General features: G+C 47.4%; 11 protein-coding genes, 2 tRNA genes, 2 other RNA genes and 1 pseudogene. 8 read left to right on the forward strand and 8 right to left on the reverse strand.

Annotated elements, in window-relative coordinates; translation table 11 throughout:
- Positions 1–811, forward strand: a pseudogene (locus EA14781_RS18980) (sterol desaturase family protein); the annotation flags it as partial.
- Positions 798–1895 carry a fatty acid desaturase family protein gene (locus EA14781_RS18985; protein ID WP_001048203.1) on the forward strand — a complete coding sequence of 366 codons (1098 nt, stop codon included), beginning with the start codon at positions 798–800 and terminating at the stop codon, positions 1893–1895. The pseudogene EA14781_RS18980 and the gene EA14781_RS18985, both read left to right, overlap by 14 nt.
- A 16-nt stretch (positions 1896–1911) precedes the next feature.
- Here the strand turns inward: EA14781_RS18985 and EA14781_RS22390 are convergent.
- From EA14781_RS22390 to EA14781_RS19005, 6 genes are all read right to left on the reverse strand, one after another.
- A non-coding RNA gene (locus EA14781_RS22390) (RtT sRNA) lies at positions 1912–2043 on the reverse strand.
- Positions 2044–2089: 46 nt separating this feature from the next.
- A tRNA-Tyr gene (locus tag EA14781_RS18990) sits at positions 2090–2174 on the reverse strand.
- 34 nt (positions 2175–2208) lie between these two features.
- Positions 2209–2340: non-coding RNA, RtT sRNA (locus tag EA14781_RS22395), on the reverse strand.
- Positions 2341–2383: 43 nt separating this feature from the next.
- A tRNA-Tyr gene (locus EA14781_RS18995) sits at positions 2384–2468 on the reverse strand.
- A 158-nt stretch (positions 2469–2626) separates the two neighbouring features.
- Positions 2627–3469, reverse strand: a complete 843-nt coding sequence (gene purU / locus EA14781_RS19000) for a formyltetrahydrofolate deformylase (RefSeq protein WP_000555864.1) — start codon at positions 3467–3469, stop codon at positions 2627–2629.
- 49 nt (positions 3470–3518) lie between these two features.
- Entirely contained in the window at positions 3519–3977 is a 459-nt protein-coding gene (locus tag EA14781_RS19005; RefSeq protein ID WP_042326249.1) for a YchJ family protein, read from the reverse strand.
- A 112-nt stretch (positions 3978–4089) separates the two neighbouring features.
- Here EA14781_RS19005 and rssA point away from each other — a divergent pair, with 112 nt between their 5' ends.
- The 3 genes from rssA (at position 4090) to galU (ending at position 7210) form a co-directional block, all read left to right on the forward strand.
- The gene (gene rssA, locus EA14781_RS19010; protein WP_001226470.1) at positions 4090–4995 is read left to right on the forward strand and encodes a patatin-like phospholipase RssA; all 906 of its coding nucleotides are present in this window, start codon (positions 4090–4092) and stop codon (positions 4993–4995) included.
- A 91-nt stretch (positions 4996–5086) separates the two neighbouring features.
- Positions 5087–6100 (forward strand): two-component system response regulator RssB, encoded by a 1014-nt coding sequence (gene rssB / locus EA14781_RS19015; RefSeq protein ID WP_000193404.1) that lies wholly within the window; start codon positions 5087–5089, stop codon positions 6098–6100.
- Between the two features lie 201 nt (positions 6101–6301).
- On the forward strand, positions 6302–7210 hold the full coding sequence (galU, locus tag EA14781_RS19020; RefSeq protein WP_000719005.1) for a UTP--glucose-1-phosphate uridylyltransferase GalU: 909 nt from the start codon (positions 6302–6304) through the stop codon (positions 7208–7210).
- 140 nt (positions 7211–7350) lie between these two features.
- On the opposite strand, the gene hns is transcribed toward galU, so the two are convergent.
- Entirely contained in the window at positions 7351–7764 is a 414-nt protein-coding gene (gene hns, locus EA14781_RS19025; protein WP_001287386.1) for a histone-like nucleoid-structuring protein H-NS, read from the reverse strand.
- 600 nt (positions 7765–8364) lie between these two features.
- On the opposite strand from hns, the gene tdk reads away from it, so the two are divergent.
- Complete coding sequence (gene tdk / locus EA14781_RS19030) at positions 8365–8982, forward strand: thymidine kinase (RefSeq protein WP_002462085.1); 618 nt, start codon at positions 8365–8367, stop codon at positions 8980–8982.
- 326 nt (positions 8983–9308) lie between these two features.
- On the opposite strand, the gene adhE is transcribed toward tdk, so the two are convergent.
- Positions 9309–11981 (reverse strand): bifunctional acetaldehyde-CoA/alcohol dehydrogenase, encoded by a 2673-nt coding sequence (gene adhE, locus EA14781_RS19035; RefSeq protein WP_000301633.1) that lies wholly within the window; start codon positions 11979–11981, stop codon positions 9309–9311.
- A 393-nt stretch (positions 11982–12374) separates the two neighbouring features.
- Here adhE and EA14781_RS25490 point away from each other — a divergent pair, with 393 nt between their 5' ends.
- Both EA14781_RS25490 and ychE read left to right on the forward strand, forming a co-directional pair.
- Complete coding sequence (locus tag EA14781_RS25490; RefSeq protein ID WP_212741659.1) at positions 12375–12428, forward strand: hypothetical protein; 54 nt, start codon at positions 12375–12377, stop codon at positions 12426–12428.
- A 30-nt stretch (positions 12429–12458) separates the two neighbouring features.
- Positions 12459–13106: an NAAT family transporter YchE gene (gene ychE / locus EA14781_RS19040; RefSeq protein ID WP_000616768.1), complete on the forward strand. Its 648-nt coding sequence runs from the start codon at positions 12459–12461 to the stop codon at positions 13104–13106.
- Positions 13107–13151: the final 45 nt, after the last annotated feature.

Genomic DNA, 13151 nt, shown 5'->3' on the forward strand with positions numbered 1-13151 from the left:
CCCAGCTTTGGGATTTTTGATCATGCTCCGGTGATTTTGTTGTGGCTATTTACTCTGCTGGCGTGGGATTTCGGCTTTTACTGGCTGCATCGCTGGCATCACGAAATGCGCCCGCTGTGGGCGGTACATGTGGTGCATCATCAGGGGGAACATTATAACCTGTCATTAGGCGTGCGTACTAACGCCGAAACTGGGCTGGCTGGAGAAAGTGCTGATCACGCCTTCGCATCATCGGATTCATCACCTGAATGAAAAGCAATACGCAGACACTAATTACGGCGGTACCTTTTTGTGGTGGGATAAACTTTTCGGATCGTTTAGCACTGGACCGGATTATGCCAGTGTTGCTTTCGGTGTGAAGAATAGTCATTTGTCATGTAATCCGATGCGCGAAAGCAATTTGCCCTTTTTACGTTTAATAGGCTTACGCTCTTTTGGTCAGGTTATTGAACGCCAATATCAGAGTTCACCGTGGGCCGTTGGGGGCGGGGTGATTCTGCTGTTTATGTTGGTGCTTGGGTATATTCAGCAATATGGCTACGCTATTGAATTTATAACCAGGGAACAGGTCGTATTATTTTTGTTGCTGGTGGTGGGGTCGGTGGCATTGGGCGGCATCAGTGATGGGCAGCGTTGGGGGATGATTCTTTGGGTTTCTGTGACGTTGTCACTACTCTATTTTGTTCTTTATATGTGCTCATGGAGCACTTTACTCTGGAAGGGCGTCGCGGGCGTTTTGCTGGTGCATTGCGTGTTATTTGTGGCTGGTATAGGCCGTAAGCCGCTAAGGAAACGCTATGAACCTGTTTAATCCCGACAGGTTAATCATTTTTCCTGCCGATGAGCCGCAGCTGGTGAAACAGCTGCAAAACGATACGAAAGTTTATCTGGCGAAATCAGGCGATCATCGGTATGCCGACGGCTGGGCATTCACCAAAATGGCGGTGCTGGTTATTGCTTGTTTCTCCTGTTACTTACTGGCGTTGTCTCAGCATCAGTGGGGACTGTATTTATTGTGGTATCTGGCGATGATGTTTTGCGCTATGTTGCTGGCAGTAAATGTTGTACACGACGCTTCGCACGATGCGTTTCTGCGCGGTAAAAAGGCCAATGTCTGGCTTAACCGATTGGTTGCGTTCCCGATGGGGCTTGATCCTGATTGTTGGCGGGTGCGCCATGTTCGCTTTCATCACGGCTTTACTAATATTGAATTTTACGATCCTGACACCGCAGAAAATGGCATTCTTCGCCAGAATCTGTGGCAACGGTGGCGACCGTTTATGCGTCAGCAACATCGCTACTGGCCGCTGGTCGCGGCGCTCACCTTTCCCTGGTATATATGGGTGGTGGACTGGTTCGATCGCGCAGGCGTTACGCCGGTAACGCGTCATCTGTCTCTGCGTGGTTTTGCTGGCTGGTGGTATTTTTTAGTCGGTAAGCTGGCGCATGGAGCAATGTGTTTGATACTACCTTTTTGGCTGCTGTCTGGTGTATTCAACTTTATGACCATTTTGCTGACGTATCTGCTAAGTCAAATGCTCTCTTCACTGCTCTTCGTCATGTTGATTATTGGTACGCACTGGGCGAAGGGATATACGCAATTACCGCCTGATACAGGCAAAATGGCGAAAGGGCGGCTGGCGCATACTTTCTCCACGACCTTTGACTGGACGCCACATCCAGCATGGCTTGGCTACTGGCTGGGCGGGATTAATTTGCATCTTACTCATCATCTTTTCCCTCACTGGCATCATCGCCATTACCCTGCGTTAAGTCGCATTATTGCAGGTATCGCCCGGCAACAAGGGCTGGATTATCGGTTGTTAACGTTAGCGGATTTGTTGAGGCTACAGCAGCAGTTTTTAAGGCGAATGGGGGAAAAGCCGAAGGAGTGAGAATGGAATCAAGTAATGGTGGTGGGGGAAGGATGACTCAGCGCTGCGCGCTTCGCCCTGCGGGTCGTTGCCTGCGGCAACGCTCTCTCGCTGGCGCTCGAGTCGAACCCCGGTCGAAGTTTCTCGTCCTTCCCCGCATAGACGGAATATTCAATTACGGATTTATTTGAGAGTTCAGGGATTTTTGAAAGTAATGGTGGTGGGGGAAGGATTCGAACCTTCGAAGTCGATGACGGCAGATTTACAGTCTGCTCCCTTTGGCCGCTCGGGAACCCCACCAGGGGTAATTCAAATTTTGAGATAATGCTTGAGATGGTGGTGGGGGAAGGATTATTCGTCGCTTCGCTCCTCACCCTTCGGGCCGTTGCCTGCGGCAACGTTCTCTCGCTTTTGCTCGAGTCGAACCTTAATCGAAGGCTCTCACCCTTCCCCGATGAGTGCAAACTTTAACAATCTCACCGAAGTTACCACATCGCTGTGATGAATAATGGTGGTGGGGGAAGGATTCGAACCTTCGAAGTCTGTGACGGCAGATTTACAGTCTGCTCCCTTTGGCCGCTCGGGAACCCCACCACGGGGTAATGCTTTTATTGGCCTGCTCCCTTAGCGGGAAGCGGGGCGCATCATATCAAATGACACGCCCCTGTAAAGTGTTACGTTGAGAAAAATGAACTGGTTGCGTAATTTTCATCCGTAACGGATTAAAGGCAACCAGTTCTTTTTGCTGGTGATTAAAGAATAATCGTCCGGTTGCCGTAAACAAAGACCCGCTGTGCCAGTACCTGGTAAAGCGCGCGGCTTAATACGTTTTTCTCGACGTCACGACCTGCGCGCATCATGTCTTCAGCGGTGTAGGTGTGATCAACGTGAATAACGTCCTGCATAATGATTGGGCCTTCATCCAGATTATCATTCACATAGTGAGCCGTGGCGCCAATGATCTTAACGCCGCGCTCATACGCCTGGTGATACGGACGTGCGCCGATAAATGCTGGCAGGAATGAATGGTGAATATTGATAATTTTATTCGGGAAGCGTGCCACGAATTCCGGCGTTAATACACGCATATACTTCGCCAGCACCACGTAGTCAGGTTGATAAGCGTCGATAGCATCCGCCATCTTCTGATCGTGTTCGTTGCGGCTTAATCCTTCATGACTCACCAGTTCAAACGGAATATCAAAACGTTCCACCAAAGAGCGTAAAGTATCGTGGTTACCAATAACTGCCGCGATTTCCACATCCAGTCCGCCATAATTGGCTTTCATCAGCAAATCACCAAGGCAATGCGCTTCTTTCGTGACCAGGATAACAATTCGACGACGGCCGGCGGGAGTCAGCTCCCGAACGGAACCTTCCGGCAGTGCGCTATCGAGATCCGCTAACAACGTGGTGTCATTAAAAATACCTTCCAGTTCCGTACGCATAAAAAAGCGTCCGGTACGATGATCAACAAATTCATTGTTCTGCACGATATTTAACTCGTGCTTGTAGCAAATATTGGTAATACGCGCGATCAGACCTTTTTGATCCGGGCAAATAGTACGTAAAACTTTTCGTTGGAGTGAATGCATTGCTGGAAAAACCTTGTTGAGAGTGTTTGCTTAACCGTACTGTCAACCATTATTGGCCGCAGCACTTTTTAAATTTTTTACCTGAACCACAAGGGCAGGGGTCGTTGCGGCCAAATTGCGGACGTGTACCGTCAATATAGTACCATTGACCGTTTTCTTTCAAAAATCGCGAGCGCTCAATGATTGCGCCGCTTTTACCCCGCTCGGCAAAACGTGCGACAAAACTGACATATCCCACGTTATCGCCTTCGTGGTATGAATGCTCAAATACGGCTAACCCCAGCCATTCGGTATGCGCAAATCCAGCCATTAATTCGGCACGTAACGCTGCCGCGCCACAGGATGGATGCCAGGTTTTAATTAAATAATCTGCGTCCTGCATCACAAAAGCGCAGTAACGCGAACGCATGAGATGTTCTGGATCAGGTGCGACCTTTTCACCAGACACATAAGGGTGGCAACATAGGCTATACTCGACAGCACTACCACAGGGACAAAGCTGAGACACAAATAATCTCCCTGGAAACAATAACGGCGCATTAACGGCCTGAGTTGCATTATGTTAACCGAGCAGTAGCGATGTGGCTACGGCTGCATTCTAGGGGAAGCCTTCAGGAACAATGAGAAAGATAAAAATAGGGCTGGCGCTAGGATCTGGCGCCGCGCGAGGATGGTCGCATATTGGCGTCATTAACGCGCTAAAAAAAATGGGCATTGAAATTGATATCGTCGCAGGATGTTCAATCGGTTCACTCGTGGGTGCAGCCTATGCATGTGATCGCTTATCCGCGCTGGAAGAGTGGGTAACCTCTTTTAGCTATTGGGATGTTTTACGGTTGATGGATCTCTCCTGGCAGCGTGGTGGTTTGTTGCGCGGTGAACGCGTATTTAATCAGTACCGCGAAATTATGCCCGTAACAGAGATCGAAAATTGCTCACGTCGCTTCGCTGCTGTCGCCACTAATTTAAGTACGGGGCGAGAATTATGGTTTACTGAGGGCGATCTCCATCTTGCGATTCGCGCATCATGCAGTATTCCTGGTCTGATGGCTCCTGTCGCTCATAACGGCTACTGGCTGGTTGATGGGGCTGTTGTTAATCCGATTCCTATTTCCCTCACGCGTGCGATGGGCGCTGATATCGTGATTGCGGTCGATCTTCAGCACGATGCTCATTTAATGCAACAAGATCTCCTTTCATTTAATGTCAGTGAAGATAACGGCGAGAGTGAAGACTCTCTTCCGTGGCACGCGCGTCTGAAAGAAAAATTAAGCAGTATTACGACGCGTCGGGCAATGACAGCACCAACCGCAACAGAGATTATGACTACCTCTATCCAGGTGCTGGAGAATCGCCTGAAAAGAAATCGCATGGCGGGGGATCCGCCAGACATACTGATTCAACCTGTTTGTCCACAGATTTCTACGCTCGATTTTCATCGTGCACATGCAGCCATCACTGCGGGACAACAAGCGGTTGAGAAGAAAATGGATGAGCTTTTACCGCTGGTGCGAACCAACGTTTAACCTGATTTTTTATCTACACTTAAGTTAATTCTGACAGGCACTGATGGCAATAGCATGCCACTATTGATAAAAGCCAGTCAGGGGAGAGAACATGACGCAGCCATTGATCGGAAAACAAATCCTCATTGTTGAGGATGAGCCAGTCTTTCGCTCGCTTCTGGATTCATGGTTTTCCTCTTTGGGAGCAACAACAGTACTGGCATCTGATGGGGTGGATGCCCTGGAAATGTTAGGTGATTTCACGCCCGATCTGATGGTATGTGATATCGCGATGCCAAGAATGAATGGTCTTAAACTTCTGGAACATATACGCAGCCGGGGCGATCAAACGCCTGTTCTGGTGATATCCGCAACGGAAAATATGGCGGATATTGCCAGAGCGTTACGTCTGGGAGTGGAAGATGTTTTGCTGAAACCGGTTAAAGATCTGAATCGCCTGCGCGAGATGGTTTTTGCTTGCCTTTATCCCAGTATGTTTAATTCCAGAGTTGAAGAAGAAGAACGCCTTTTTCGTGACTGGGATGCCATGGTTGATAACCCCACGGCTGCCGCGAAATTACTGCAAGAATTACAACCGCCGGTCCAGCAGGTGATTTCCCATTGCCGTGTTAATTATCGCCAACTTGTCGCGGCAGATAAACCGGGGCTGGTGCTTGATATTGCACCACTTTCGGACAATGATTTGGCGTTTTATTGTCTTGATGTGACTCGTGCAGGGCATAACGGTGTCCTTGCCGCCTTATTATTACGTGCACTGTTTAATGGCTTATTACAGGAACAACTTACGCACCAAAATCAGCGATTGCCTGAGTTGGGGGCGTTATTGAAGCAGGTAAACCATTTACTGCGTCAGGCCAATCTACCGGGTCAGTTTCCGCTATTAGTCGGCTATTATCATCGGGAACTGAAAAATCTCATTCTGGTTTCCGCAGGGCTGAATGCAACGTTAAATACGGGCGAACACCAGGTGCAAATCAGTAACGGCGTACCTTTAGGAACATTAGGTAACACCTATCTGAATCAATTAAGCCAGCGCAGTGAGGCCTGGCAATGCCAAATTTGGGGAACGGGCGGTCGGCTACGACTGATGTTGTCTGCAGAATGAGCAAACGAATGGGTTGTTTAAAAATGCCTTACCTGCTATTGACCTCTGGTGGTACTATCGTCGCCATTCGTTTAAGTATTTGTCTTATTTATGCTAACTCGTATTCATTTCAGGGCTTAGCTCAGTTGCGGTACTGATATACTCGAATACGATAAAGATATATGAACACGTTCAATACTCGAACAGTCCAGGAGAATTTAAATGGCTGCCATTAATACAAAAGTCAGAAAAGCCGTTATCCCCGTAGCGGGATTAGGAACCAGGATGTTGCCGGCGACTAAAGCTATCCCGAAAGAGATGCTGCCGCTTGTCGATAAGCCATTAATTCAATACGTCGTAAACGAATGCATTGCTGCTGGCATTACGGAAATAGTGCTGGTTACCCACTCGTCTAAAAATTCTATTGAAAACCACTTCGATACCAGTTTTGAACTGGAAGCCATGCTGGAAAAACGTGTAAAACGCCAGTTGCTTGATGAAGTTCAGTCTATTTGTCCCCCGCATGTCACTATTATGCAAGTTCGTCAGGGACTGGCTAAAGGTCTTGGACATGCGGTATTGTGCGCGCATCCTGTTGTTGGCGACGAACCTGTGGCTGTTATTTTGCCTGACGTTATTCTGGATGAATATGAATCTGATTTGTCGCAGGATAATCTTGCCGAGATGATTCGCCGCTTTGATGAAACCGGGAATAGCCAGATTATGGTAGAACCCGTTGCTGATGTGACTGCTTATGGTGTAGTGGATTGCAAAGGTGTTGATTTAGCGCCGGGTGAAAGCGTGCCGATGGTGGGTGTTGTAGAAAAACCGAAAGCAGATGTGGCACCGTCTAATCTTGCTATTGTTGGTCGTTATGTCCTTAGCGCCCAAATCTGGCCTCTGCTGGCAAAAACGCCTCCGGGAGCTGGTGATGAAATTCAGCTCACCGATGCAATTGATATGCTGATCGAAAAAGAAACGGTCGAAGCCTATCATATGAAAGGGAAGAGCCATGATTGCGGCAATAAATTAGGTTACATGCAAGCCTTTGTCGAATACGGTATTCGGCATAATACGCTGGGTACTGAATTTAAAGCCTGGCTTGAAGAAGAGATGGGCATTAAGAAGTAACCCCATTACAGCATTTTACGTAACGGCATTGAGCAATCGATGCCGTTTTTTTATAGTTTATTCTTATTGAATTGTCTTAAAGCGGACAATAAAAAATCCCGCCAATGGCGGGATTTTAAGCGGTTGCAATCTAAAAAAGATTATTGCTGGATCAGGAAATCGTCGAGAGATTTACCTTGCTCGTCCATTGCTTTTTTGATTACTGCCGGAGTACGGCCCTGGCCGGTCCAGGTTTTAGTTTCGCCGTTTTCGTCAACGTAGCTATATTTCGCCGGACGTTGTGCACGTTTAGCTTTAGTGCCAGATTTAACAGCAGCCATGCTATTCAGCAGTTCGTTCGGGTCAATACCGTCAGCGATCAGCATTTCACGATATTGCTGCAGTTTACGAGTACGTTCTTCAACTTCAGCAGCCGCCGCGCTTTCTTCTTCGCGACGCTCGTTAACAACGACTTCTAATTTTTCCAGCATTTCTTCCAGCGTTTCAAGCGTACATTCTCTTGCCTGTGCACGAAGAGTACGGATGTTGTTCAGAATTTTAAGTGCTTCGCTCATTGTAGTAATCTCAAACTTATATTGGGGTGGTTTGTTGAGGTAATAATAGAGCCTTAAATTCAGTTGTGCAATAGCCAGGAATGTAATGAATTCAAAATTGTTCTTTATTTTGTGCCTGCAATTAATATCTCATCTTAAAATTAGTCAGAAAACATGCGGCATAAAGCCCTATTTGTCCTGGCGATTACGCATCATCTCAGGTTTAAACTTCCTGATTCATGTCACATTTTATGGGGCATTAACATCCATTGACTGCTGTTCGGTCTTCTGTATTAGTCGTGTTTACAAAAATCGCCTATTAAGCGAAAGCTGAAAAGTAGAGCAGTCACAATAAGCGCAGGGATTTCGTTTTGCTGTATCCGGGAACTCTATGGGGAGCTATTACTTGCGCAACAGGTTAAAGATTGTGAATAGTTACCTGGAGTCATTTACGCGTTTATAACAAGAGGAAACGCCGTAATGATAGCTCCGAAGGATTATGCCAGCCTTCTTAAAGGATGATGTATATACCACTTCTGTGCGCACTGTTGATCTGTAAAACTGACGAATTATGATAAACTCCCGCCAACTTTATTTCATATCGTTGAGGGTCTGTGGCTGATGGCACAGCTATATTTTTACTATTCCGCAATGAACGCGGGTAAGTCTACGGCATTGTTGCAATCTTCATACAATTATCAGGAACGCGGCATGCGTACTGTCGTATATACGGCGGAAATTGATGACCGTTTTGGGGCAGGAAAAATCAGCTCGCGTATAGGATTGTCATCACCTGCAAAACTATTTAACCAAAATTCATCATTATTTAATGAGATTCGTGCTGAACATGAGCGGCAGGCAATTCATTGTGTTCTGGTTGATGAATGCCAGTTTTTAACCAGACAACAAGTATATGAATTATCGGAGGTTGTCGATCAACTTGATATACCCGTACTTTGTTATGGCTTACGTACTGATTTCCGCGGTGAATTATTTACTGGCAGTCAATACTTACTGGCCTGGTCTGACAAACTGGTTGAATTAAAAACTATCTGTTTTTGTGGCCGCAAAGCGAGCATGGTGTTGCGACTCGATCAGGAGGGAAGACCATATAACGAAGGCGAGCAGGTCGTTATTGGTGGTAATGAGCGTTACGTGTCAGTATGTCGAAAACATTATAAAGAGGCGCTAAACATTGGCTCTTTGACGGCTATTCAGGAAAATCATCGTCACGCCTAATTAACTCCTCATTACTGGCAGGGTAAATGAGGCGCTCTTATCCTGCCAGCCTGTTCTACTAACTTCTTCCGAAACTCAATCCGTTTACCCCGCTTAATCACTCCCAAAAACGATACTGAGTGCTTTTAGCGTTACGAAACCTGGTTACCGACGAATCAGGGGGAGTTGCAGGATATTGCTATAAATGGGCTTTATTTATCTTCTCAGACATGATGGATGCTAATGCTGTCTGATCTTTTGCTTTTGAATGGCCCAACGATGTAGCGTATGCCAGAAATGAAAAACGGCCCAAAAGGGCCGTTTGTAATGCTTTACAGTGTTACTGATTAAGCAGATTTTTTCGCTTTTTTCTCAGCTTTAGCCGGAGCTGCTTCTTTGGCTACTGTTGCACCTTCTACATAATCACGACCATAGTAGGTATCCAGCAGGATCTGTTTCAGCTCGGAGATCAGCGGGTAACGCGGGTTAGCGCCGGTGCACTGATCATCGAATGCATCTTCAGACAGTTTATCAACGTTAGCCAGGAAGTCCGCTTCCTGAACGCCAGCTTCACGGATAGATTTCGGAATACCCAGTTCAGCTTTCAGCGTTTCCAGCCATGCCAGCAGTTTCTCGATCTTAGCAGCGGTACGGTCGCCCGGTGCGCTCAGACCCAGATGGTCTGCAATTTCAGCATAACGACGGCGTGCTTGCGGACGGTCGTACTGACTGAATGCAGTCTGTTTGGTCGGGTTATCGTTCGCATTGTAGCGAATGACGTTACAAATCAGCAGGGCGTTCGCCAGACCGTGCGGAATGTGGAACTGGGAGCCCAGTTTGTGCGCCATTGAGTGACATACACCCAGGAAGGCGTTCGCGAACGCGATACCCGCGATAGTTGCCGCACTGTGAACACGCTCACGTGCTACCGGGTTTTTAGACCCTTCGTGGTAAGACGCTGGCAGATATTCTTTCAGCAGTTTCAGAGCCTGCAGCGCCTGACCATCAGAGAACTCAGAAGCCAGTACAGAAACATAAGCTTCCATGGCGTGGGTTACTGCGTCCAGACCACCGAAAGCACACAGAGACTTCGGCATATCCATAACCAGGTTGGCATCAACAATTGCCATATCCGGGGTCAGTGCATAGTCTGCCAGCGGATATTTCTGACCCGTTGCGTCGTCAGTTACAACGGCAAATGGAGTTACTTCAGAACCAGTACCGGAAGTGGTAGTGACGGCGATCATTTTCGCTTTCACACCCATTTTCGGGAACTTGTAGATACGTTTACGGATATCCATAAAGCGCAGCGCCAGTTCTTCGAAGTGAGTTTCAGGATGCTCGTACATAACCCACATAATCTTCGCGGCGTCCATCGGGGAACCACCACCCAGCGCGATAATTACGTCTGGTTTGAAGGAGTTCGCCAGCTCTGCGCCTTTACGCACGATGCTCAGGGTTGGGTCAGCTTCTACTTCGAAGAAGACTTCAGTTTCAACGCCAGCCGCTTTCAGTACGGAAGTGATCTGGTCAGCATAACCGTTGTTGAACAGGAAGCGGTCAGTCACGATGAGCGCACGTTTGTGGCCATCAGTAATCACTTCATCCAGCGCGATTGGCAGAGAGCCACGGCGGAAGTAGATAGATTTCGGAAGTTTATGCCACAACATGTTTTCAGCTCGCTTAGCAACGGTTTTCTTGTTGATCAGGTGTTTTGGACCAACGTTTTCAGAGATGGAGTTACCACCCCAGGAACCACAACCCAGAGTCAGGGAAGGTGCGAGTTTGAAGTTATACAGGTCACCGATACCACCCTGAGAAGCTGGGGTGTTGATCAGGATACGGGCAGTTTTCATTTTCTGACCGAAGTAGGCAACGCGTGCCGGCTGGTTATCCTGGTCGGTGTACAGGCAAGAGGTATGACCGATACCGCCCATAGCAACCAGTTTCTCTGCTTTCTCTACTGCGTCTTCGAAATCTTTCGCACGGTACATTGCCAGCGTTGGGGACAGTTTTTCATGTGCGAACGGTTCGCTTTCATCAACAACGGTCACTTCACCAATCAGAATCTTGGTGTTTTCTGGTACAGAGAAGCCTGCCAGTTCAGCAATTTTATATGCTGGCTGACCAACGATAGCCGCATTCAGCGCGCCGTTTTTCAGGATAACGTCCTGAACCGCTTTCAGCTCTTTGCCCTGTAAAATGTAGCCGCCGTGAGTTGCAAAACGTTCACGCACTGCGTCATAGACAGAATCAACAACAACAACAGACTGTTCAGAAGCACAGATTACGCCGTTGTCGAAGGTTTTGGACATCAGTACGGATGCAACAGCACGTTTGATATCAGCGGTTTCATCGATAACAACCGGAGTGTTACCTGCGCCTACGCCGATTGCTGGTTTACCGGAGCTGTATGCTGCTTTAACCATGCCAGGACCACCGGTCGCGAGGATCAGGTTGATATCTGGGTGGTGCATCAGCGCATTGGACAGTTCAACGGAAGGTTGATCGATCCAGCCGATCAGATCTTTCGGCGCGCCGGCAGCGATAGCAGCCTGCAAAACGATATCAGCCGCTTTGTTGGTGGCATCTTTTGCACGCGGGTGCGGGGAGAAGATAATGGCGTTACGAGTCTTCAGGCTGATCAGCGATTTGAAGATAGCGGTTGAAGTTGGGTTAGTGGTCGGAACGATACCGCAGATAATACCGATGGGTTCAGCGATGGTGATAGTACCGAAAGTGTCGTCTTCAGACAGAACACCGCAGGTTTTTTCATCTTTATAGGCGTTGTAGATATATTCAGAAGCGAAGTGGTTTTTAATCACTTTATCTTCAACAATACCCATGCCGGATTCGGCAACAGCCATTTTCGCGAGTGGGATTCGAGCATCTGCAGCAGCCAGAGCGGCGGCACGGAAGATTTTGTCTACTTGCTCTTGAGTGAAACTGGCATATTCACGCTGGGCTTTTTTTACACGCTCTACGAGTGCGTTAAGTTCAGCGACATTAGTAACGGCCATAATGCTCTCCTGATAATGTTAAACTTTTTTAGTAAATCATCTGCTCGAATACGAGAGTATAGTCAGTGCGATGATGATTTGCTTAACTGATGAAAATCAAAAGCTTACTCGCGCTCACACTCACTGTGATTTACTAAAAGAGTTTAAACATTAGAGACATTCATCTCTAATGCGTCACTTCCAGGTGGCGTACGCAAGATTACTCACTTCTGGGTACTTATTACGTGATCTAAATCAAATTTCCGCAAAGCTGACACCTTTCAGCTCCGCTTTTAGCCATAATAGCTAACAGTTAATAAATTGTAGTATTTATTGTTGGCTACATTAGCATGTTTTGCACAACTAGATAACAATAATGAATGATAGCAATTTTAAGTAGTTAGGAGGTGAAAAATGCTGTCAAAAGGCGTATTGTCAGCGCGTATTTTTACCCTTTTTTATGGCTAACATTATCCGGCTTTCGCTTCGGAGCTAACCGTGATTCAGACCCTTTTTGATTTTCCCGTTTACTTTAAGTTTTTCATCGGGTTATTTGCGCTGGTCAACCCGGTAGGGATTATCCCTGTATTTATTAGTATGACCAGCTATCAGACGGCGGCGGCGCGAAACAAAACCAATTTGACGGCCAACCTGTCGGTAGCGATTATTCTGTGGATATCGCTTTTTCTTGGCGACACGATTCTGCAGCTTTTTGGTATTTCGATTGATTCGTTCCGCATCGCCGGCGGCATCTTGGTCGTGACAATTGCGATGTCGATGATCAGCGGTAAGCTCGGCGAGGACAAACAGAACAAGCAAGAAAAATCAGAAACAGCGATCCGGGAGAACATTGGCGTGGTGCCATTGGCGCTGCCCTTAATGGCGGGGCCGGGAGCGATCAGCTCAACCATTGTTTGGGGGACTCGTTATCACAGCATTAGCTATTTGTTTGGTTTCTTTGTGGCAATAGCGCTGTTCGCTCTATGTTGCTGGGGATTATTTCGTATGGCGCCGTGGCTGGTTCGGGTTTTGCGTCAGACAGGTATCAACGTGATTACGCGTATTATGGGGTTGTTGTTGATGGCGTTGGGTATTGAATTTATCGTCACAGGCATAAAGGGGATTTTTCCCGGTCTTCTCAATTAATTCCTTTCGAATGAAAAACGGAGCCGTTGTGCTCCGTTTTTTTGT

This window comes from Escherichia albertii NBRC 107761 = DSM 17582, assembly GCF_000759775.1.
Taxonomy (GTDB): Bacteria; Pseudomonadota; Gammaproteobacteria; order Enterobacterales; family Enterobacteriaceae; genus Escherichia; species Escherichia albertii.